22 protein-coding genes are annotated in these 20675 nt (G+C 71.2%); 11 read left to right on the top strand and 11 right to left on the bottom strand.

The window, feature by feature from the left end; genetic code table 11:
* The first annotated feature begins 187 nt into the window (after window positions 1-187).
* Window positions 188-1459: a cation:proton antiporter gene (locus FHU36_RS32245; protein WP_185087881.1), complete on the top strand. Its 1272-nt coding sequence runs from the start codon at window positions 188-190 to the stop codon at window positions 1457-1459.
* Window positions 1460-1475: 16 nt separating this feature from the next.
* On the opposite strand, the gene FHU36_RS32240 is transcribed toward FHU36_RS32245, so the two are convergent.
* Window positions 1476-2324 carry an SDR family NAD(P)-dependent oxidoreductase gene (locus tag FHU36_RS32240; protein ID WP_185087880.1) on the bottom strand — a complete coding sequence of 283 codons (849 nt, stop codon included), beginning with the start codon at window positions 2322-2324 and terminating at the stop codon, window positions 1476-1478.
* A 58-nt stretch (window positions 2325-2382) separates the two neighbouring features.
* On the opposite strand from FHU36_RS32240, the gene FHU36_RS32235 reads away from it, so the two are divergent.
* Window positions 2383-2838: a GbsR/MarR family transcriptional regulator gene (locus tag FHU36_RS32235; protein ID WP_185087879.1), complete on the top strand. Its 456-nt coding sequence runs from the start codon at window positions 2383-2385 to the stop codon at window positions 2836-2838.
* Window positions 2839-2856: 18 nt separating this feature from the next.
* Here FHU36_RS32235 and FHU36_RS32230 read toward each other — a convergent pair whose 3' ends face one another.
* The 3 genes from FHU36_RS32230 to FHU36_RS32220 form a co-directional block, all read right to left on the bottom strand.
* Window positions 2857-4146: an ArsB/NhaD family transporter gene (locus tag FHU36_RS32230; protein ID WP_185087878.1), complete on the bottom strand. Its 1290-nt coding sequence runs from the start codon at window positions 4144-4146 to the stop codon at window positions 2857-2859.
* Window positions 4143-4592: a CBS domain-containing protein gene (locus FHU36_RS32225; RefSeq protein WP_312891993.1), complete on the bottom strand. Its 450-nt coding sequence runs from the start codon at window positions 4590-4592 to the stop codon at window positions 4143-4145. The genes FHU36_RS32230 and FHU36_RS32225 overlap by 4 nt, the downstream gene beginning before the upstream one ends.
* A gap of 181 nt (window positions 4593-4773) precedes the next feature.
* The gene (locus FHU36_RS32220; RefSeq protein ID WP_185087876.1) at window positions 4774-5457 is read right to left on the bottom strand and encodes a haloacid dehalogenase type II; all 684 of its coding nucleotides are present in this window, start codon (window positions 5455-5457) and stop codon (window positions 4774-4776) included.
* 314 nt (window positions 5458-5771) lie between these two features.
* Between FHU36_RS32220 and FHU36_RS32215 the strand changes: the two genes are divergently transcribed.
* Both FHU36_RS32215 and FHU36_RS32210 read left to right on the top strand, forming a co-directional pair.
* Window positions 5772-6653 (top strand): ABC transporter ATP-binding protein, encoded by an 882-nt coding sequence (locus tag FHU36_RS32215; RefSeq protein WP_185087875.1) that lies wholly within the window; start codon window positions 5772-5774, stop codon window positions 6651-6653.
* Window positions 6650-8239 (top strand): ABC transporter permease, encoded by a 1590-nt coding sequence (locus tag FHU36_RS32210; RefSeq protein ID WP_185087874.1) that lies wholly within the window; start codon window positions 6650-6652, stop codon window positions 8237-8239. Before FHU36_RS32215 ends, FHU36_RS32210 begins: the two co-directional genes overlap by 4 nt.
* A gap of 139 nt (window positions 8240-8378) precedes the next feature.
* On the opposite strand, the gene FHU36_RS32205 is transcribed toward FHU36_RS32210, so the two are convergent.
* The 4 genes from FHU36_RS32205 to FHU36_RS32190 all read right to left on the bottom strand — a co-directional run bounded on the left by FHU36_RS32205 (window position 8379) and on the right by FHU36_RS32190 (window position 11905).
* A complete protein-coding gene (locus tag FHU36_RS32205) occupies window positions 8379-8963 on the bottom strand; it encodes a hypothetical protein (RefSeq protein ID WP_185087873.1) in 585 nt (194 codons plus the stop codon).
* Between the two features lie 134 nt (window positions 8964-9097).
* A complete protein-coding gene (locus tag FHU36_RS32200; RefSeq protein ID WP_185087872.1) occupies window positions 9098-10081 on the bottom strand; it encodes an alpha-ketoacid dehydrogenase subunit beta in 984 nt (327 codons plus the stop codon).
* Entirely contained in the window at window positions 10074-10988 is a 915-nt protein-coding gene (locus tag FHU36_RS32195) for a thiamine pyrophosphate-dependent dehydrogenase E1 component subunit alpha (protein WP_221497053.1), read from the bottom strand. Before FHU36_RS32195 ends, FHU36_RS32200 begins: the two co-directional genes overlap by 8 nt.
* 104 nt (window positions 10989-11092) lie before the next feature.
* Window positions 11093-11905, bottom strand: coding sequence for an IclR family transcriptional regulator (locus FHU36_RS32190; RefSeq protein WP_221497052.1), 813 nt, complete (start codon window positions 11903-11905; stop codon window positions 11093-11095).
* Between the two features lie 165 nt (window positions 11906-12070).
* On the opposite strand from FHU36_RS32190, the gene FHU36_RS32185 reads away from it, so the two are divergent.
* The 4 genes from FHU36_RS32185 to FHU36_RS32170 all read left to right on the top strand — a co-directional run bounded on the left by FHU36_RS32185 (window position 12071) and on the right by FHU36_RS32170 (window position 14533).
* The gene (locus FHU36_RS32185) at window positions 12071-12496 is read left to right on the top strand and encodes a RidA family protein (protein ID WP_185087870.1); all 426 of its coding nucleotides are present in this window, start codon (window positions 12071-12073) and stop codon (window positions 12494-12496) included.
* Window positions 12493-13575: an aminotransferase class V-fold PLP-dependent enzyme gene (locus FHU36_RS32180; protein WP_185087869.1), complete on the top strand. Its 1083-nt coding sequence runs from the start codon at window positions 12493-12495 to the stop codon at window positions 13573-13575. The genes FHU36_RS32185 and FHU36_RS32180 overlap by 4 nt, the downstream gene beginning before the upstream one ends.
* A 74-nt stretch (window positions 13576-13649) precedes the next feature.
* Window positions 13650-14249: a TetR/AcrR family transcriptional regulator gene (locus FHU36_RS32175; protein ID WP_185087868.1), complete on the top strand. Its 600-nt coding sequence runs from the start codon at window positions 13650-13652 to the stop codon at window positions 14247-14249.
* Complete coding sequence (locus FHU36_RS32170; RefSeq protein ID WP_221497050.1) at window positions 14246-14533, top strand: carboxymuconolactone decarboxylase family protein; 288 nt, start codon at window positions 14246-14248, stop codon at window positions 14531-14533. The genes FHU36_RS32175 and FHU36_RS32170 overlap by 4 nt, the downstream gene beginning before the upstream one ends.
* A 29-nt stretch (window positions 14534-14562) precedes the next feature.
* On the opposite strand, the gene FHU36_RS32165 is transcribed toward FHU36_RS32170, so the two are convergent.
* The gene (locus tag FHU36_RS32165) at window positions 14563-15027 is read right to left on the bottom strand and encodes a GbsR/MarR family transcriptional regulator (RefSeq protein WP_185087867.1); all 465 of its coding nucleotides are present in this window, start codon (window positions 15025-15027) and stop codon (window positions 14563-14565) included.
* Between the two features lie 153 nt (window positions 15028-15180).
* Between FHU36_RS32165 and FHU36_RS32160 the strand changes: the two genes are divergently transcribed.
* The 3 genes from FHU36_RS32160 to FHU36_RS32150 are packed head-to-tail and all read left to right on the top strand — an operon-like array spanning window position 15181 to window position 18976.
* The gene (locus tag FHU36_RS32160) at window positions 15181-16806 is read left to right on the top strand and encodes a CocE/NonD family hydrolase (protein WP_185087866.1); all 1626 of its coding nucleotides are present in this window, start codon (window positions 15181-15183) and stop codon (window positions 16804-16806) included.
* Window positions 16803-17801 carry an NAD-dependent epimerase/dehydratase family protein gene (locus FHU36_RS32155; protein ID WP_185087865.1) on the top strand — a complete coding sequence of 333 codons (999 nt, stop codon included), beginning with the start codon at window positions 16803-16805 and terminating at the stop codon, window positions 17799-17801. The genes FHU36_RS32160 and FHU36_RS32155 overlap by 4 nt, the downstream gene beginning before the upstream one ends.
* A gap of 29 nt (window positions 17802-17830) precedes the next feature.
* Window positions 17831-18976 (top strand): FAD-dependent monooxygenase, encoded by a 1146-nt coding sequence (locus FHU36_RS32150; protein ID WP_185087864.1) that lies wholly within the window; start codon window positions 17831-17833, stop codon window positions 18974-18976.
* Window positions 18977-19026: 50 nt separating this feature from the next.
* Here the strand turns inward: FHU36_RS32150 and FHU36_RS32145 are convergent, their stop codons facing one another.
* Both FHU36_RS32145 and FHU36_RS32140 read right to left on the bottom strand, forming a co-directional pair.
* The gene (locus FHU36_RS32145; protein ID WP_185087863.1) at window positions 19027-20181 is read right to left on the bottom strand and encodes an FAD-dependent monooxygenase; all 1155 of its coding nucleotides are present in this window, start codon (window positions 20179-20181) and stop codon (window positions 19027-19029) included.
* Window positions 20178-20657, bottom strand: coding sequence for a GbsR/MarR family transcriptional regulator (locus FHU36_RS32140; protein WP_185087862.1), 480 nt, complete (start codon window positions 20655-20657; stop codon window positions 20178-20180). Before FHU36_RS32140 ends, FHU36_RS32145 begins: the two co-directional genes overlap by 4 nt.
* Window positions 20658-20675: the final 18 nt, after the last annotated feature.

The raw sequence follows: 20675 nt of genomic DNA, 5'->3' as shown, positions 1-20675 counted from the left end.
GACCTGAGGGCGGCCCGGACAGGCGCCGCCCCCAGTCCGCGCCTGACCGGGCCGCCGGTCCGCGCGCCTTTCCCCTGCTGTTACGGTAGGGCGCGGTGTGCCGGGAAGTCTGGTCGGCGATGTCCCTGTTGGCGTTGGCTCAGACGGAGGCTTCGATGCCCGCTCGCCCTGCTCCCAGGTCCTGCTGATGGACCCTCTGCTGATCGTTTTCGCCGGTGTCCTGCTGCTGGCCGTGCTGCTGTCGAGTCTGGCCCATCGCACCATTCTCTCCACGGCGGCGCTCTTCCTGGTGGCCGGATTCGTGCTGGGCGACGGCGCGCTGGGTGTGGTGTCGCTGGCCCCCGATGACGAGCTTGTCGGGACGCTGGCCGAGCTGGCGCTGTTCGCGGTGCTGTTCACCGACGGCATGCGAGTCGGCTGGCAGGATCTTCGCACCGCGTGGCGCCTGCCGGGCCGGGCGCTGGGCTGGGGGTTGCCGCTCACGCTGGTGATCACCGCGTTGGGCGCCCACTACGTGGTGGGCCTGGGCTGGGTCGAGTCGCTGCTGATCGGCGCGATCCTGGCACCCACCGACCCGGTGTTCGCCGCCGCCCTGGTCGGCAACGAGAAGGTGCCGCCCCGGCTGCGGCAGCTCCTGAACGTCGAGTCGGGCGTCAACGACGGCCTGGCGCTGCCGTTCGTGATGGTGTTCCTGGCCGTCGCCGCCGGGTCGGACAACCTGCACCTGGGCGACCTCGGCCTCGAACTCGGGCTCGGCGTCCTCATCGGGGTCGTGGTGCCCTGGCTGGCGATCAAGGTGGAACAGACCCGGTGGTTCTCCGCCTCCACCCAGTACGAGCCGCTCAACGCCCTGGCGATCGGCCTGCTGGTCCTCGCCCTGGGCAAGGCCACGCACGGCAACCTGTTCCTGGCCGCCTTCGCGGCAGGCATCACGGTCGCCACCTTCGGGCAGCGGCAACGTGAGTCGTTCGAGCACTTCGGCGAGCTCATCGCGGAGTTGCTGAAGCTGGCCGCCCTCCTGGTGTTCGGAGCGCTCATCAGCCTGCCGCTGCTGGGCTCGGTGGGCTGGCAGGGGTGGGTGTTCGCCGTCCTGGCCCTGATAGCGGCCAGACCGATCGCCATCTGGATCTCCTTCCTGGGAGCCGGGCTCACCGTGCGCGAGCAGGCGGCGGTGGCGTGGTTCGGGCCGAAGGGATTCGCCTCCGTCGTCTACGGCCTGATCGTGCTGGCCTCGGGCATCTCGACCGCGCAGGGGGTGTTCCAGCTCGTCGCGGTCACCATCGTGCTGTCGATCCTGCTCCACTCCTCCACCGACATCGTCGTGGCCCGCTGGTTCGACGACGAACGCGAGGTGCCCGCCTGGTACGGGGCCGCCCGCCGGCTGCGCGACCGGACCCGCGGGCAATCCGGACAGAACCCCACCGCCCCTGCCCCACGCCCCGCCGAGCCTGATCGCTGATCCTCGGCCGCGGTGTTCACCACGCCCAGGACGGGTCGCCCGCGGCCTGCTCGGACAGGTTCCAGAGCCGCTCACGCGCCGCCGGGTCGTAGGCGTGGGCGGGCGCCCTGACCGGGCGGAGCTTCTCGTCCAGGTAGCCGGCGGCAGGCCCTTCCCCGCGGGCCAGGCGTGCGTAGGTCTCGCCGAGCCGCTCAGCGGGCAGCGCCAGCCGGTTCTTGGGCGCGTACAGGGCTCGTAGCAGTGGAGGCAGCGCCCGCACCCGCCCGGGGTCGAGGCGGACGGACGGGACGCGCACGCAGACGGCGTCGAGCCGGCCGCCGCCGCGCTCGGCCAGGGTGAAGGTGAACATGATCTGCGCCAGCTTGGCGTGGTAGTACGCCCGCGTCGGGGTGTACCAGTCCGGCCGGTCCAGTTCGCCGAAGCGGATCCTGATGCGCGGCATGGTGAGCAGGCCCTTGCTCGCCACGTTGATCACCCTGGGGTGCGGCGCGGCGGCCAGCAGGGGGCTGAGCAGCGCGGTGAGCCGGAAGGGCCCGAGATGGTTGGTCGCCCAGAACAGCTCGTGCCCAGCCGGGGTGATGACCGCCTCACGCACGGTCTGGTCGAAGACGGCCGCGTTGTTGATCAGCACGTCGACCCGGTCCGTCCGGGCTGCGACGGCCGCTGCCGCCGCCTCGACCGAGGCGGGGTCGGCGAGATCGACGACGACCAGCTCGCCCCGCTCCATCGTGGCGACGGCATCCGCGCCCCGGCGGGGGTCCCGGCACAGAGCGAGCACGCGGTGCCCGCCGGCGGCCAGCAGCTGCGCGGCGCGCAGCCCGATGCCGGAGTTGGCTCCCGTGACGGCGATGGTGAGCTTCTCCATGATGCTCCTTCGCTTTGTTCGGTTCAATCCGAACAAAACGTACTATAGTCTGAGGCTCGTGAGTGAAGTGGAGGAGTTCGTCGAGGACGCCGGGCTGTACTTCGAGCGGCTGGGCCTGAGCCGCACGGCGGGCCGGGCCGTCGGGTGGCTGCTGGCCAGCCCGGACGGCACGGCGGACGCGCCGGAGTTGTGCGAGAGGCTGGGCGTGGCCAAAAGCAGCCTGAGCGTCGCGCTGCGACAGTTGGAGAGTGGTGGGCTGGTCACCCGCTACCGCCCGCCGCAGCAACGCCGCGATCGTTACCGGCTGGAGGAGGACGTGTTCGGCCGGGCGTTCCGCGCGAAGATGACCGAGTTCGCGGCGTTCACCGCGCTGGCCGAACACGGGTTGCGGGCCGTCGGCGACGCACCGGGGCCCAGGCGCCGGCTGGAATCGATGCGCGACATGTACGCGTTCATGGCGCGCGAGTTCCCCAGGCTCCTGGACCGCTGGGACCAGGAACGCTCCGGTTCCTGATCCCAGGTCCGGGCCGTCTCACACGAGGTAGCGCAGCCACAGGTACGGGGCCGTCAGGACGACGGTCACCGTGGCCACCATCAGGCCGTACTTGGTGAACTGCCAGAAGCTGATCGGCGTCCCGTTGCGGGCGGCGATACCGAGCACCACGACGTTGGCCGCCGCCCCCACGGCTGTGGCATTGCCGCCGAGGTCGGCGCCGAAGGCGAGCGCCCACCACAGCACCTGCGCCTGCTCACCGCCGCTCGCCTGCACCAGCTCCGCCACGATCGGGCTCATGGTCGCGACGTACGGGATGTTGTCCACGATGGCCGACAGCACCGCGGAGGCGCCCAGGAGGACCATCGAGGCCAGCTCCAGCCGCCCCGCCGTCGCCTCCACCGCCGCCTGCGAGAGCTGCTCGATGACGCCGGTCTCCACCAGAGCGCCGACCATGACGAACAGCCCGGCGAAGAACACCAGCGTGGGCCACTCCACCTCGGCGATGGCGTCCTCGGTCGTCACCTTGGTGGCCGCCACCAGCATGCCCGCCCCGAGCAACGCCACCACGGACGGCTCGTAGTGCAGCACCGGGTGCAACACGAACGCGACCATCACCAGGCCCAGCACGGCCAGCGACTGCCACAGCAGCCGCCGGTCGGAGATGGCCTCCTTCTCGTCCAACGCCATCACGGCCGCCGCCCGCTCGTGGTCGTGGTGGAAACCCCGCCCGAACATCAGCCAGCACAGCCCGACGAACACCACCATGAGCACGATCACCATCGGCGCCATGTGCACGAGGAAGTCGTTGAACGTCAGACCGCCCCGGCTGGCGATGATGATGTTCGGCGGGTCACCCACCAGCGTGGCGGCACCACCGATGTTCGATGCCATCGCCTCGGCGATGAGGAACGGCACCGGCGAGACCGCCAGCCGCTCGCACACCAGGAACGTCACCGGCGCGATCAGCAGCACCGTGGTGACGTTGTCGAGCAGCGCGGAGGCGACCGCCGTGATGACCACCAGCAGCACCATGAGCCGGAACGGCCGCCCCCGCGCCCGCTTGGCCGCCCAGATCGCGAGGTACTCGAAAACGCCGGTCTGCTTGAGCACCCCCACGATGATCATCATGCCGAGCAGCAGGAAGATGACGTTCCAGTCGATCCCGGAGTGCTCGGAGAAGAACGCCGCACCGGCGTCGGTGGCGTGGATCAGCAGCATGAGCCCGGCGCCGCCGAGCGCGGCCGCGACCCGATGGATCTTCTCCGAAGCGATCAGGGCGTAGGCGATCAGGAAGACCGCCACGCTCACCCAGGCAAGCGCGCTCACGCCGCGAGCACCCGGTCCAGCAGGGCTTGCAGCGTCACCGCTCCGGCCAGGCGCCCGCCGTCGACGACGGCGACCAGCGGGCTGCGGGTCCGGGCCATCAACGCGGCCAGTTCGAGCACCGTGGCACCAGGGTCGGTGACCGGCAGCTCGCGCTTCTGCCGTGGCAGCGCCTCACGCACCGTGCGGTCGCTCAGCCCGTCCAGGAACGCATCGGCGTGCGCCTCGTCCACCACCCGCGCCAGCGCGGGATCGTCCTGGCAGTAGCGGGGGACGGCCAGCCGCAATACCTCGGTACCGGGCAGGATCGTGAACGGAGCTCCGTCATCGCCGATCACGATGAGACCGGGCAGATCGTGGTCGGCCAGCATCCTGGCCGCCTCGATCACGGGTGAGTCCAACCCGACCGTGGGAAAGTCGGCAAGCAGGTCTCGGGCGCGCAAGAGCACATCCTTCGCTCTGTAGAGGATGGGACATGCCGACCAGACTTCCCGGCTCACCTGTGAACACCTTATAGGCGTACGGATTCACCGGACAGCCGCCCCCTTCCCGACGCCGCCGTCCGGGCCCGCAGGACGGCGCGTTTCGACGACGGCGGTGCCGGCCCCGCAGGTCGAGACGCAGAACCTCCTATTCGTCCAGCCACCAGGAGGCCAGCGCCCTGAGGTCGGGGGCCGACACACGCGGAGCTGTCATCACGCTCGGGTACGGCACGCCGCGCCGGTCCAGCCACGCCCCGACCAGACCGGCCCGCTGGGCGCCGTCGATGTCCCACGGGTGCACCGCGACCAGGGCCGCCCGATCCGCCCCCACTCCCGCGCGCTCGACCACGTAGTCGTAGGCGGCGCGGCCCGGCTTCCAGACGCGAGGACCGCTCACATCCAGCCTCGCCTCCACCAGATCGAGCAGCCCTTCGCGAGCGAGGACCCGCTCGGTCATCGCCGCGGCGCCGTTGGTCATGGTGAACAGGCGAATGCCGCCCGCGTGCAGCATGCGCATCCCGTCGGGAACGTCAGGGTGCACGCGCAGTTCGGTGAAGGCGCGCAGCACATGGTTGATCGCCTCGTCAGCGTCCGTTCTCCCGCCATCGAGCAATCCCCGGAGCACATCGGCGGCGACCGCGGAGAACTCGGCGTAGCCGCCGGCGGCGGTGATCGCGAACCCGTCGCGCAGCACGCCGGCGAACCAGGTGGCCACCAGGTGCCCCGGAAGTCCGACTTCTTCGAAGCGGGCCCGCAGCGGCTCCATGTCGGTGAGCGTCTCGTTCACATCGAAGATCACTACGTGGGATCGCGGCTTCGCAAGGCCGGTCATGGTTTCTCCTCAAGGTCGCTCCGGCACCGCCTCGGAATCGACATGCTGCACATCCGGCATCGGAATCCTGAACCTGGAATGACCATTCCAAGTTATCAGGCGAGGTCACACCCGGCAACGCGAAAACTGGAGACAGGGCACCGGTCCGCCCTGCAGCCGAGCGAGGCCGCAGCGCTGGACAGTCGGCAACGGGCAGGCTGGTGCGGCGGATCCGGCGCTGCTACCGTTCAGCGTGGAGCGCCGGGAAGCCTGGTCGGCAGCGTTATCGGAACGTCCTATCGGTACGTCCTATCGGACCGGCCAGGGAGGCCCCCATGACGGGCAAACCCGCAGTGCTCATCAGCGGACTCACCAAGACCTTCGGCCCCGTGCACGCCCTGGACGGGCTCGACCTCACCGTCCGCACCGGCGAGGTCCACGGCTTCCTCGGCCCCAACGGCGCCGGCAAGACCACCACGTTGCGCATCCTGCTGGGGCTGCTGCGCGCCGACGGCGGCCATGCCGAGCTGCTGGGCGCCGACCCCTGGCGCGACGCGGTGGAGCTGCACCGGCGCCTGGCCTACGTGCCGGGCGACGTGGTGCTGTGGCCGACGCTGTCGGGAGGTGAGGCCATCGACCTGCTCGGACGGCTGCGCGGCGGCCTCGACGCGCGCCGCAGGAAGACACTGCTGGAACGCTTCGACCTCGACCCCACCAAGAAGGGGCGAGCCTACTCCAAGGGCAACCGCCAGAAGGTCGCGCTGATCGCGGCGCTGTCGTCGAACGTGGAGCTGCTGCTGCTCGACGAGCCGACCTCCGGTCTGGACCCGCTGATGGAGGCCATCTTCCGCGAGTGCGTCAACGAGGAGCGGGACAACGGCAGAACCGTCCTGCTGTCCAGTCACATCCTGTCCGAGGTCGAGGCGCTGTGCGACCAGGTCACCATCATCCGCGACGGTCGCGCCGTGGAGAGCGGCACGCTGACCCAGCTACGTCACCTGACCCGCACCTCCATCACCGCCGACCTCGAGCAGGTCCCCGACCTGCCGGGCGTGCACGGGCTGAGCGTCGACGGCACCCGGGTGCGCTTCGAGGTCGACGCCGAGCGGCTGGGCGAGACCTTACGCCTGCTCACCCAAGCGGGTGTGCGCGGGCTCACCTGCCGGCCGCCCACCCTCGAAGAGCTGTTCCTGCGCCACTACCAGGGCACGTCGTGACCGGGACCCTGCAACTGGTGCGGCTGGCGCTCCGGCGCGACCGGGTGCTGTTGCCAGTGTGGATCATCGTCATCACGGGAGCCGTGGCAGGCACGGCCTCGGCCATCGCCGAGCTGTACCCCGGGATGGAGCAGCGGGTGGCGCTGGGCGTCACGATCGGCTCCACGCCCGCGCTGCAGGCGCTCACCGGCCCGGTGTTCGACCCCGGCTCGATCGGCGGGCTGACGGCCTGGCGGGCCACCACTCTGGCCACCGTCCTGGCCGCGATGGTGAGCGTCCTGGTGGTCACCCGGCACACCCGCGCGGAGGAGGAGACCGGACGGGCCGAGCTGGTCGGGGCCTGCGCGGTCGGCCGCCACGCCATCGGCTCGGCCGCCGTCCTCGTGGCAGGCGGGGCGAACCTTGTCATCGCCCTGTTGCTCACTCTCGCTCTGGCCGGCCAGGGGTTGCCTGTTGCCGGATCGCTGGCCTTCGGGCTTGCCGTGGCCGGCGTGGGGTGGGCATTCACCGGGGTGGCCGTGGTGGCGGCGCAGCTGACCGAGCACGCCCGTACCGCCAACGGGCTGAGCTTCGCGGCGCTGGGGCTGGCCTTCCTGCTGCGGGCGGCGGGTGACGCGGCGGGAGTCGAGGCGCTGTCGTGGTTGTCGCCGCTGGGCTGGGCACAGCGCGTGCGGGCCTTCGCCGGCGAGCGCTGGTGGGTCGTCTGCCTGTTCGCGCTGGCCGGAGTGGCGCTCGTCGGGCTGGCGGCGCTGCTGGCCGGACGGCGCGATCTGGGCGCCGGGCTGCTGCCGCCAAGGACCGGGCCGGGCGGTGCCGGACGGCGTCTGTCCAGTCCGTCGGCGCTGGCCTGGCGTCTCCATCGGGGTGCGCTGGCCGGCTGGGCGGCCGGGTTCGCCGTCGTCGGGACGATGCTCGGCGCCCTGGCCGACAGCGTGGGTGACGTGGTCGGCGACAACCCGCAGCTTGCCGCGATCCTGGCCAGGATGGGCGGCGCGGGCGCGCTCGTCGACACCTTCCTCGCCGCGGAGACAGGACTGCTCGGGCTCGTCGCCGGCGGCTACGCCGTTCAGGCGACGCTGCGGTTGCAGGGCGAGGAGTCGGCTCTGCGCGCCGAGGCGGTGCTGGCCACAGCCGTCTCGCGGGTGCGGTGGACGCTCAGCCACCTGGTCCTGGCCCTGGGCGGCACCGTGGCGGTCATGACCGCGGGCGGACTGGCGGCGGGGATCGCCCATGGCATCCGCTCCGGCGATCCCGGCGGGCAACTCGTGCGGCTGGTGGCGGCCGCCTGGGTCCAGGTTCCCGCGGCCTGGGTGCTCGCCGGGATCGCGATGCTGCTGATCGGCTCGGCACCGAGGCTGACCGCACTGGCCTGGGCCGCCCTCGTGGGCTTCGCACTGCTCGGCCAACTCGGCGAGGTGCTGCAACTGGAGGATTGGCTGCAGGGCCTGTCCCCCTATGCCCACCTGCCACAGGCGCCCGGCGGCGATGTGAGTGCGTCGCCGCTCGTCTGGCTCACTGCCGTGGCCGCGCTGCTCGTCCTGACCGGCATCGGCTCCTTCCGGCTGCGGGATCTGACCGCCGGCTGACCCGGCGGCGGTCGCGGGCTGCGCGATCAGCAGGGCCGTCGGTGCCGGTGCCGGCGGTCACCGTCTTGCCGTGACTGGTGTATCCGGACAGAGCCTTCTCGCCCTCCGCGTCGACGGGGTCTTCGTCGAGGGCGGTGGCTCAGAGCTTGATCCCCTTGATGATCTTGCCAAGCTGAGGGACGAGGGGCTTGGAGGCCATCACGGTGACGACGACGCCCTCGCGCTCGACCCAGCCGGCGTACCTGCCAGGTCCCAGCGCGCCGTCGCCCGCCTGGGTGATCACCCTACGGCTGCCGATCTTCACGGTCTTCGTGTCCCCGGAGAAGGTACCCAGCTGAAGGGGGGCGTTCCTGAGGTGCGCGAGCTTGCTCGCCTTCGGCCAGCACACCACCCGCACCCACAGCATCTTGCGCTTGCGGTCCATGTCGTTGCGATCGTCCAACCACTGGTAGCCGTACTCGGTGATGCCGTTGAACTTGTTGACCACGACCTGGCCATGCCGGAAGCCCTCCGGGAGGTGGTTGACGCGGACACCCTTGATGGCGGTCGCACCCCTCGGCGGCTTGTCGGTCATGGCGTTGTGCGAGCGCTTCTGCTCCGCCTTGGAGGGGGTCGGGCAGGACGGGCGCTCGGCAGCGTGGACGGCGGGGCCGGCGATCATGGTGGCGGCCGTGGCCACCACGGCCGTGGCGGACAGGGCCGCAAGCCGCTGAAGTCTGTTCACGATCGAGTTGGATGCGACGAATGTGGCAAAGGTTCAGTAGTTCTTGAGGTCGATGTCGGTTTTGTGAATGGACCGAAGGCTCATCACTGTTGGGTTCATCTGCCGAACCCCCTTCCTCGGACGAGGTGGGACGTTCAGCCGGCCGCGGATCGGACGAGCGCGTCGGCGATGGCCGAGGCGTTCGGGATGACGGCCTGCGCCAGTGCCGGCGCGGCAGGAATGCGTACCGGGGGCGCACCCACGCGAAGAGGGGCAGAGCGCAGATGAACGCCGGCCTCGGCGACGGCGGCGAGCACCTCGCCCCCGACCCCGCCCGTGGTGTGCGCCTCGTGGGCCACGACCAGACGTCCGGTGCGTTCCACACTGGCGAGCACGGCGCCGAGGTCGAGCGGGCGTATCCAGCGGGCGTCGATCACCTCGGCGTCGATTCCCCGGCCCGCCGCGAGTTCGGCCGCCTCAAGAGCCCGATGCAGCATCGCACCCCAGGTCAGCAGCGTCACATCGGTGCCGGACCGGCGGATAGCCGCGCCCTCGGCAGGCTGGATTGCGCCGTTGACGCCAACGGGCGACCTGCCGGTGTGATACAGGGTGCGGTTCTCGATGACGATCACCGGATCGTCGCACCAGACACCTGCCAGCAGCAGGTCATACGCGTCCTGGTGAGTGGCCGGCATGGCGACCCGCAGCCCGGGAACGTGCGCGAACATGGCCTCCAGGCTCTGGGAGTGCTGCGCGCACGCACCAGGGGCGCTGCCCTGCTGGGTGCGGATGGTGATCGGTGCGGTGACTGCGCCGCGGGAGACATACCGCACGTTGGCCGCCTGGTTGACGACCTGGTCCAAGGCGACGAGGAAGAAGTCGGCCCACATGATCTCGACGATGGGGCGCCTTCCGAACATGGCGGCGCCGACCGCCCCACCGATGATGGCCGACTCGGAGATGGGCGTGTCGAAGACCCGCTCGCCGAACCTCTCGCGCAGCCCCTTGGTGACGCCGAACACGCCACCGGGGAGCGCGACGTCCTCGCCGAACAGCAGGACCTCCGCACGCTCGTCGAGGGCGCGGACGAGCGCCGCGTTCACGGCCTCGGCGTACGACAGGTTCTTGATCTCAGGCATACAGGTGCTCCAGAACGGTGGAGGGGTCGGCCGGCGGGTCCGCCCTGGCCAGTGCCGACGCGTCGGCGATCTCGTCCCGCACGCGTTCCGTCAGGGCGTCGAGCTCCGCGTACGGAATCGTCTCGCGCAGCGTGGCGAGCAGGCGGCTGATCGGCTCGTCGGCCAGAGCGGTCTCCAGCTCACCGGGAGGCCTGTAGTGCTGCGCATCACCGATGTAGTGGCCCACGATGCGCTGGGTCACGGCCTCGATCAGGGCCGGTCCCTGACCCCTCCGTGCTCGTTCCACCGCCCGGGCGACCGCGTCGCGCACCGCCGTGGGATCGTTGCCGTCGACCTGCCCACCCGGCATCCCGTACGCCGACGCACGCTTGAAGAGCCTGTCGCCACGCACCATCGACGCGATCGGCGTCAGCTCGGAGTAGTGGTTGTTCTCCACCAGGAAGATCACCGGAAGGTCGCGTACGGCGGCGAAGTTCATCGCCTCGTGCACCGCGCCCTGATTCAAGGCGCCGTCGCCGAACGCGGCCAGCGCGATCCGCCCGGACCCGTCGAACGTGGCGGCGAGCGCGGCGCCGGCCGCGATGGGCGCGCCCGCTCCGACGATCGAGTTCTCGCCGTACATGCCGTACTCGGGAGCGGTCAGGTACGCCGACCCGCCTCTGCCGCCATTGACGCCCGTCTGCCTGCCCAGCAACTCGGCGAACAGTGCGTACGGCGGAACCCCGCAGGCCAGCGTCCAGCCGTGCCCTCTGTAGGTGGGGAACACAGCGTCCCTGCTCAGATCGAGAGCGGCGCTCGCCCCGGCGTAGATGGCCTCCTGACCGTTGCACAGGTGGACCGAGCCGACGATCGAGCCTTCGGCGCGTAGGCGGCTGACCTCTTCCTCGAAGAATCTGATACGCAGCATCGATTCGAGGAAATCGAGCTGCGCGGCGGTTCCAGGCATGGGTGTACCCACGCTCCTTTCCTGAGATCTCCGGCGGAACCGGTGAGGGGCGACGGGGTTCGGGGTCAGCCGGCGGACGGGATGACGATGCGGCCGGTACGCAGCAGGGTGGTGGCCATGGACCCGGCCTCCCGCACCTGGGCGGCGAGCCTGGCCTGGCGTTCGGTGAACCGGGTGACGGGGACCGATGCGGTGAAGGAGCCCACGGGGAGGCCGCTTCCGTCGAAGAACGCCGCCGACAGGCAGACCACACCGGGGCTGAATTCCTCAAGGTCGAGCGCGTAACCGCGGCTGCGGACCCTGGCCAGTTCCACCGTGAACTCGTCGAAGTCGGTGATGGTGTTCGGTGTCAGCGCCTCCAGCGGCACGCCTTTGAGCATTACCGCCACCTGCTCCTCCGGCAGGTAGGCCAGGATTGCCTTGCACGAGGCGCGAGCGTGCATGTTCCCGACATAACCGACGTCCAGCGCGCCAACTCTGAGAGCGTGCTCTCCCGTCAGATAGTGCTGCAGCGTAGGCGTGCCGTGCTGCCAACCCGACAGGTAGACGGTCTCCTGGGTCTTGTTGTGCAGCCGGGTCAGGATGACGGACAGCTCCGGGGAGGGGCCGGAGCGGCGTTGCAGGTGCCGGCTCAGCGACGCCGCGCGAGGTCCCACGTCGTAGACACCGCCGGTCAGCCGTACGACGTACCCGGCGGCGACCAGGGTACGCAGCAGGTGGTAGCAGGTTCCGATCTTGATTCCGAGCTGCCTGCTCAACACCTTGGCCGTGGCTTCGCCCTCCGACGCGGCAATGGCCTCCAAGACCTGCAGGCCACGGTCCAGGGTGTGCAGAAGGGTTCCGCGGTCGGTCTCCCGCTCATCGTTCACGTCGTTCACGCCCGTTCACCTCCATCCACACAGTGCACCTAGCGGACGCGGGCGTGTTAGCAGAATGAAGCTACTTTTCGATTATCTGAAACTTGTCCTCCTATGGGCGCTTGAGTGCTCGGGTGCCCGTCTAGCATGCGCGAAGGTCGTGACGCATCGGAGAAGGAGTGCAGGATGATTCACCGCTGGAGCCCTGCCGGGGTCGGGGCGCCGCTCGCGCAGTACAGCCACCTGGCGTCCGTCCCGGACTCGTACACGTTGCTCTTCATCTCCGGCCAGGTGGGGGCGCGTGAGGACGGCGTGCTCGCCGGCACCGACGCCGAATCGCAGACGCGGCAAGTGTTCGCCAACATCGGCACCCTGCTCGCGGCCGCCGGGGCGGAGCCGCGCCATCTGGTCAGGCTGTTCACCATGGTGGCCGGCGCGGAGCACCTGCCTGGATGCCGGGCGGCGCGAACAGAGGTGTTCAGGAACTGGTTCCCCGAAGGGGACTGGCCGACGCACTCCCTGATCGTCGTCAGCGCCCTGGCCGCGCCGGAGATCGTGGTCGAGGTCGAGGCGGTCGCCGCGGTCCCTGCCGCAGGAAAGCCGCGGCCATGAGACCGGAGGAGTTCCGCACCCTGTTTCCCGCGTTGCGATCTACCGTCTGGCTGGACACCCCGGGTGCGCCGCCTGGATCCCAGCCCGTCGTGGACACCCTGCGAGATGCTCTCGACGACTGGTCCAGCGGTGGCTTCGGCTGGCTCGAATGGGACGGCGCCGTCGCCGAGGCCCGCACGTTGTTCGCCCGCTTCATCGGCGTGAACCCCACCACGGTGTCGGCGGTCGGCTCACTCGGGGAGGCCGCGGCCACTGTCGCCGCGTCGATTCCCCGCGGCCGCGTGGTGGTTCCCGCCCAGGAGTTCCGCAGCAACCTGTTCCCGTGGACCGCCGGACATGAGGTGGTCGCCGTACCGCCCAGACACGGCAGCACCAGGTTGGAGGATCTGATCGACGCGCTGGACGAGAACACCGCGCTGCTCGCGGTGAGCGAGGTCACCAGCCGGGAAGGGCAGCGCCTCGATCTGTCGGCGCTGCGCACCGCGACCGATCGTGTGGGCGCGCGGCTGTTCGTGAACCTCACCCAGTCGCTGGGAGCACTCTCCTTCGACCTGGCCGCCGTACGCCCCGACTACCTCGCGGTCCACGGGTACAAATGGCTGCTGTGCCCGCGCGGCGCGGCCTGGCTCGTCACGAGGCCGGACCTGGTGGGAGAGCTGCGCCCGCTCGCCCCTGGATGGAAATCGACCGGCCCTCCGTACGGCTACTTCGCCGGCCCCATGCGACTGGCCACGGACGCGAGTCGGTGCGACGCCTCTCCCGCCTGGCTGTCATGGATGGGCGCCTGCGCCGCGCTGCGGCTCATGCTCTCCTTGGACGCCCGCATCGTGGAGAGGCACTGCCTGGCACTCGCGACACGGCTCATCGAACGGGCGCGGGAAATCGGGCTGCGGCCTCTGAACGACGGCGGCCTGTCGCAGATCGTCGTCCTGCGGGTGGAAGAGGCCGACACGATCGCCGCACGGCTGCGGCACGGTGGGATCCGGGCCACCGCTCTCGGCGATCGCGTACGTTTCGGCTTCCACTACTTCAACAACCGAGAAGACGTCGACGCCGTGGTGCGGGTGCTCTCAAAGTGACCGTCCGAGCCGCTTGCTCCTGATGCCCGCCCCGCCCTATCTTGGAATGGTCGTTTCAAGATAGGAGCTGGCAGATGCCGGACGTGAAGCACTTCGACCCCGAGGTGGCGCTGGATCAGGTCGTGCACCTGTTCTGGGAGCGCGGGGCCGACACCACAGGCATCGCCGACGTGGTCGAGGCGACGGGGTTGAGCCGTTCCAGCCTGTACGCGACCTTCGGCGGCAAGGGGCAGCTGTACGCAGCCGCGCTGCGCCGCTACCTGGAGCGGCAGTCGCGGCCGGTGTTCGCCGACCTCGCCGTGGACGGGCGCGGCCTGGAGGCGATCACCGCCTTCTTCGAGCGGCTGGTGGCCGTGCGCTGCACGGGGGAGCACGCACGCTGGGGCTGCCTGGTCACCAACGCGCACGCCGCGGCCGGCCGCGACCTTCCCGAAGTACGGCGGGTCCTGCAGGCCCACCACGACGCGCTGCGGACGGCGATGCGCGCCTCGCTGGCCGCCGCCCACGAGCAAGGAGATCTCCGTCCCGGCCTCGACCTCGATGCCACCGCGGAGACGCTGGTGCTGCTGGCCTTCGGGGTCAACCTGCGCTCGCGGGCCGGAGCCGAGGCCGGCGAGCTGCTGTCCGGCGTGCGTGCCGCACTCGACGCTTTGACCACTGCCGAGGAGAGATGACGACCGATTTCCGCGTGTACGACGAGAGCGACGCCCCCGAGGCGGCGCGGCCGATGTTGGAGGCGGCCCGCCGCCTCACCCAGGCGATGGTGGCGCGGCGCGGCTGGGTGGACGACGACGAGATCGAGGCGTTCCTGGCCGCCGGTTACACCCGGCGCAACGTGCTCGACATCGTGCTCGGCGTGGGGATGAAGACGCTGTCGAACTACACCAACCACATCGCGCACACCCCGCTCGACCCGGCCTGGCAGGAGCAGGAGTGGACCCGCGAGCGGACCGCGTGATGACCTGACCGCCGCACCCCTCGGCGCGATCAGCCGGGCTGTCGGTGCCGGTGCCAGCGGTCCAGCATGGCCGGGATCTCGCCCAGCATGAACTCGTAGAAGTCGCGCATCTGCGTCAGCCGCCGGTGTGCCGGGTCGTGTTCGGCGGTGGTCTCGATTCCGGTCCGCGCGGCCTGCAGCATGGCCTGGAAGGCTGTGTTCTGGCTGGTGAACAGCCTGGCCCAGGCGTCGTCGCGCAGTCGGTAGTGTTCGCGGCGGCTGCCGGGGGCGGGCAGGCGTTCGATGAGGCCGACCGACAGCAGCGACTTGACCGCGCCCGAGACGGCGCCCGCGCTGGCTTCGAGCCGTGCGGCGATCTCGCCCGCGGTGACGCTGTCCTGGTCGGTGAAGAGGAAGACCGCCAGGGTGCGCGCGGCCATGCGCTGCAGCCCGCCTTCGACCAAGGTCAGGGCCAGCCGTTCAGCCGCCTCCCACTGTTCCTGCCTGTCACCCATGGCCCACAGAATAGCGAACGCCATAGCTCTTCAGAAATTTCTGAAAGTTCGGTATAGTCATGGCCATCGGCTCCGCCTGCGAGAGCCGATGGTGTGCCGGGAAGCCTGGTCGGCGAGCGAGATCACAGAAGCGTCGACGAGGAGATGGCCCCGATGAGTGTGCTCAGCAGCCTGTTCGGCGTGCGTCCCGCCATCCGGCACCCTGTGCGGGTACGGCGGAACGTCGAGGTCCCGGCCGCCGACGGCGTGCGGCTGCTGGCTACCCACTACTACCCGGCCGAGCTCGCACGGCCGCCGCTGGTGCTCCTGCGCAGCCCGTACGGCAGAGGCAGCGCGCTCGACCGGCTGCCGAAACTGCTGGCCGAGCGCGGCTACCAGGTGCTGTACCAGAGCCTGCGCGGCACGGCCGGTTCCGGCGGCCGCTTCGACGGCTTCGTCATCGATCCGGCCGACGCCGACGGCACGATGAGCTGGCTGCGCGCCCAGCCGTGGTTCGGTGGCGTGCTGGCGACCTGGGGAGCCAGCTACCTGGGCTTCGCCCAATGGGAGCTGGCCTCCCGGGACATCCCCGAGTGGAAGATCGCGGTGATCCAGGACGCGCCATCGTCCTTCGCCGAGGGGTTCATGTACCCCGGCGGCGCCTTCGCGTCGGGCAACGCGCTGGGCTGGGTCCAGCTCGTGGACACCATGTTCGGCAGCGGGTTCTCCCTCACCCGGCAACTGCTGGCCACCTTCGCCGCCCGCCGCAGGCTGCGTCGTGCCACCCTCACCCTTCCGCTGGCCGAAGCCGACCGGGCGCTGACCGGACACCGGGTGAGCTGGTTCCAGGAGTGGATCACGCATGGGCCCGAGCACGAGTACTGGGCGCGCATGGACCACCGCGCCAACGTCGAGCGGATGCCGCCCCGGGTGTACCTGCAGGGCGGCTGGTACGACTTCTTCCTGCCGGGCGTGCTGGACGACCACGCGAGCCTGCTGGCCGCCGGGCGCGAGGTCCGGCTGCTGGTGGGCCCGTGGGGCCACGGCAAGGGCCTGTACACCCGCGAAGGCATGCAGGACGCGATGGCCGCCCTGGACGCGGCCATGAAGGGGGATGCCGCCCCCACCGGGGCGCGGGTGTTCGTCACCGGCGCGAACCGGTGGCTCGACCTGCCCCGCTGGCCGCCCGCTCACCAGCCCACCGCCTGGTACCTGCGGGCCGGCGGGCGGCTGGGCCGCGAGGAGCCCTCACCTGGCACGGCCCCCGGCCGGTACCGCTACGACCCCGGTGATCCGACACCGACGGTGGGCGGGACGGCGGTGAGCATGTCCTCGGGCCCGAAGGACAACCGGGCCATCGAGGCCAGGCAGGACGTGCTCACCTACACCACCGCCCCCCTGGAGGCGGAGGTGGAGGTGATGGGCCCCGTCCGGGTCCGGCTGCACGCCCGTTCGTCCATCCCGCACGTCGACTACGTGGCCCGGCTGTGCGACGTGGACCCCCGCGGGCGATCGTTCAACCTCTGCGACGGGATCATCCGCCTGGGCCAAGGTGGCGACATCCTGACGGACGTGCGCACGGTGGACATCGCGTTGTGGCCGCTGGCCCACCGCTTCGCGCGCGGCCACCGGATCCGGCTGCAGGTCTCCAGCGGCGCACACCCCCGCTACGGCCGCAATCCCGGCACCGGCGAGCCGCTGGCCACAGCGCGCGGCCTGCGCGCATCAGACCACGAGATCTTCCACGACCCCGATCACCCGTCAGCCCTCTGGCTGCCCCTCACCCCTGGAACACGATGAAACTGCTCGTTCTCGGCGGCACTCACCATGTGGGCCGCGCCGTCGTCGAAACCGCGCTGGAGCGGGGCGACGAGGTCACCACGCTCAACCGCGGCCTCAGCCGCCCACCGGCTCCCGGCGTCCGGGCGCTGACCGCCGACCGCACCGACACCCGTGCCGTCGCCGCCGCACTCGGCGACCAGGAATGGGACGCCGTCATCGACACCTGGGCCTGGGCACCCCGCGTCGTGCGGGACAGTGCCCGCCTGCTGGCCGGCCGTACCGGACACTACGGCTACGTCTCCAGCCGCGGCGTGCACCGCTGGCCCTGGCCGGCGGGCGCCGACGAGAGCGCCCCGCTCGTCGACGGCGACCCGGCCGGCGAGGACGGCACCGACTACGCCGCCGCCAAACGCGGCGGCGAGCTGGCCGTGACCGAGGTCCACGGTGAGCAGGCCCTCCTGGCCAGAGCCGGGATGATCCTCGGCCCGTACGAGGACGTCGGCCGCATCCCCTGGTGGCTGCGCCGCCTGGAGAAGGGCGGCCGGGTGCTCGCCCCCGGCCCGGCCGATGCGCCCCTGCAGTACATCGACGCCCGCGACATGGCCGCCTGGATGCTGCGCTGCGCCGAGCGCGGCGTCGGCGGCGCCTACACGGTGACCGGCCGCCCCGGCGAGGTCACGATCGGGCAGTTGCTGGAGACGGCGCTGGAGGTCACCGGCTTCGACGCCGAGCTGGTGTGGGCGCCTGCCGAGCTGCTGCGCCGGGAAGGCGTGTGGCTGGGCATGGAGTTCGGCCTGCGCTTCCCGCACGACCCGGCCCCGACCGGCATGAACGACGCCGACGTCAGCGCCGCGTTCGCCGCCGGGCTGACCACTCGCCCGCTCCGGGACACGCTCGCCGACACCTGGGCCTGGCTGCGGGCCGAAGGCGACCCCACCCCGCGCCCCGACGCACCCTCACCCGACACCTGGCTCGACCGCGCCGCCGAGCGGCGCGTCCTCGACCAGCTCTGAACCTCCACCTGCCTCAGCAAGGAACCTTCATGCGCGCCGTCATCATCGGAGCCGGCATCGCCGGCCTGGCCGCCGCCCTCCGGCTGTCCCAGATCGGCTGGGACAGCCTCATCATCGAACGCGCCCCGCAGCGCCGCAGCGGCGGCTACGCCGTCACCTTCGGCGGCATCGGCTACGACGCCGCCGAGCGGATGGGCATCCTGCCCGACCTGGTGAAGAGGTCCTTCGTCACCGAGGAGCTCGTCTACCACCGGCCCGACGGCCGGCGTCGCTTCTCCCTGACCCGCGAGACCATCGTCGCCACCACGGGCCCCCGATCCATGACCATCCTGCGCGGCGACATCGAAACCGTCCTGTACGAGCGCGTCCACGACCGCGCCGAGATCCGCTTCGGCACCACCATCACCGCCGTCGACCAGGACGCCCACGCCGTCCGCGTGACCTTGAGCGACGGCACCGTGGAGCAGGCGGACCTGCTCATCGGCGCCGACGGCCTGCACTCGGCCACCCGCGCCCTGCTCTTCGGCCCCGAGCGCGACTTCCTGCTCGACATGGAGCACAAGGTCGCCGTCTACATGCTCGACAAGCGCCCGGCCGCCATCGCCCCCGGCACCACCGGCACCCTGTCGTCCGGCGGTCGCACCGCTGCGGTGATCAGCGTCGGCGACGGCCGCAACGTCGCCTTCTTCGGCTACCGCACCGCTCACACCGCCCCGGGCGAGGACGCGGCCACGCAACTGCGACGCGTCTACGGCGACCTCGGCTGGGTGATCCCGGAGGCTCTGGACGGTTTGGGCAGGGCCGACTCGGTCTACTTCGACACCATCAGCCAGGTCGTGGCCCCCACCTGGAGCCGCGGCCGCGTGGTCCTGCTCGGCGACGCCGCCTGGTGCGTCACCTTGTTCGCCGGATACGGCTCCGCCCTGGCGGTCGGCGGCGCCGACCGGCTCGGCACCGAACTGGAGCGCCACCAGGGCGACGTCGGCGCCGCCCTGGCCGCGTGGGAGTCGGCGCTGCGGCCCGAGGTGGACAAGAAGCAGAAGCTCGGCCGCCGGGTCAAGGGCGTCTACGCGCCCGCCAACCCGCTGCTGCTGTGGCTGACCCAGCTCCCGCTGCGCCTGGCCGCCCTGCCGCCGGTGCGCCGGTACATGACCCGGCGCTTCATCAAGGGCTGAACCCACCGGCGGCAGCCGCCCCGCCGGGGCCGGCACAGGGCGGCCCCGGCTCAGTGGCGCGGGGTCGGCGACGGCAGGTGCGGCGGCCGCCATCGCCAGGTGGGGTTGCCGTCGGCGGCGATGCCCCTGCGCCACAACGACGCGGGCATCATCCGGATCATGCTCGTCAGCGCCCGGTGGGCGGCCGTGGAGGTGGTGCGGTGCCCGTCTGCACGGGCACCCCGGGCGGTGGCCTGGGTGCGCGGGCGGCGTTCGGCGTCGTAGCGGCGCAACGCGGCCTCGATCGAAGGCTCGGCGGCGACGGCGGCGGCGAGGACGACCGCGTCCTCCAGAGACTGCCCGGCGCCCTGGCCGCGATCGGGGCTCATGGCGTGAGCGGCGTCTCCGAGCAGCGCCACCCGGCCACGGACGTAGGTCGGCAGCGGGTCCAGGTCGCAGATGTCGATATGGATCACCGCCTCGGCCGGGGTGGCCTCGACCAGCTGCGGGATCGGCTCGTGCCAGGTCGCGACCCGGCGGGCCACCTCGGCCTTCTCGTCCTCGTAGCGGACGTCCGGCTGGTCGGCGGTGATGACGTAGGCCCAGTACGCGCGGCCGCGGCCGACGGGATGGATGAGGAAGTAGCCGCCGCGGCCGAGCGTGATGCTGCCCGGCACGCCGGCCACCTCGGCGATGCCCAGCCAGGCCGTCCGGCCCAGGAAGCGGGGCGGCGGCGCGTCCGGCCACAGCAGCCGGCGCACCGTGCTGCGGATGCCGTCGGCGGCGACGACGAGTTCGCCGCTCGCCTCGACGCCGTCGCAGGCGACCGTGACGCCGTCGTCGTCCTGCCGCACGGCGGTGACCTCCGCGCCGGTGCGCACCCAGCCGTCCGGCACCGCCTCCAGCAGCACCCGCTGCAGATCGGCGCGGTGGAAGGCGAGCAGCGCGGACGCGTCGCCGGGCCTTGCGCGCTGCAGGTAGCGGCCGTCGGACAGACGGAGGTTGCCGGATGCGTGGGTGGGCACGCCGGCCGCGCGGGCCTGCTCGCCGACGCCGAGCGCCTCCAGCGCGCGCAGGGCGTTCGGGGCCTGGGACATGCCGGCGCCGATCTCGCGCAACTCGGCCGCGCGCTCCAGGACGATGGCCTGCCAGCCGATCCGCCGCAGGGCGGCGGCGGCGGCCAGTCCGCCGATGCCGCCGCCGACCACGATTGCCTGCCTGGTCATGACTTCCTCTCTTCTTCGCCGCCGTGGGGGCCGGGGCGCAGGGGTGGCGCGTTGTCGAACACCTTGGCCATCCATTCGAAGGTGGCGTGCGCCTGACGGACGCGTGCGGCCCGCTCGTCGTCCGGGCCGACCAGGGCCAGGCCGTCGTGGGTGATGTCGAGGAACGAGGTGATGCCCTCGATCTGCTTGCGTGCCACCACCGCCCAGGCGTCCTCGGCCATCCGGTAGTAGACGGTCCGCTCGCCCGGCCGGGTTCGCCACGTCAGGAAGCCCATGCCGGACAGCAGCCGCAGGTTCGACGTCAGCGAGGCGCGGCTGGCGCCGATCGCGGTGCTGATCTGCCCGGCCGACTGCTCCGGCGGGTCGCAGACCATCAGCCAGCCGAGCACCCGCCCGGCGATCGGCGGCACCCCATCGCGTGCCAGGTACATGGCGACCCGCTCCACCCACTCCAGCAACGGCTCCTGCTCCGGCATCTGACCTACCTCCTCTTA

The sequence above is a fragment of the Nonomuraea muscovyensis genome (genome assembly GCF_014207745.1).
Classification (GTDB): domain Bacteria; phylum Actinomycetota; class Actinomycetes; order Streptosporangiales; family Streptosporangiaceae; genus Nonomuraea; species Nonomuraea muscovyensis.
The sequence above is the reverse complement of the archived record's forward strand: the minus strand, read 5'-3'. Positions and strand labels throughout refer to the sequence as shown.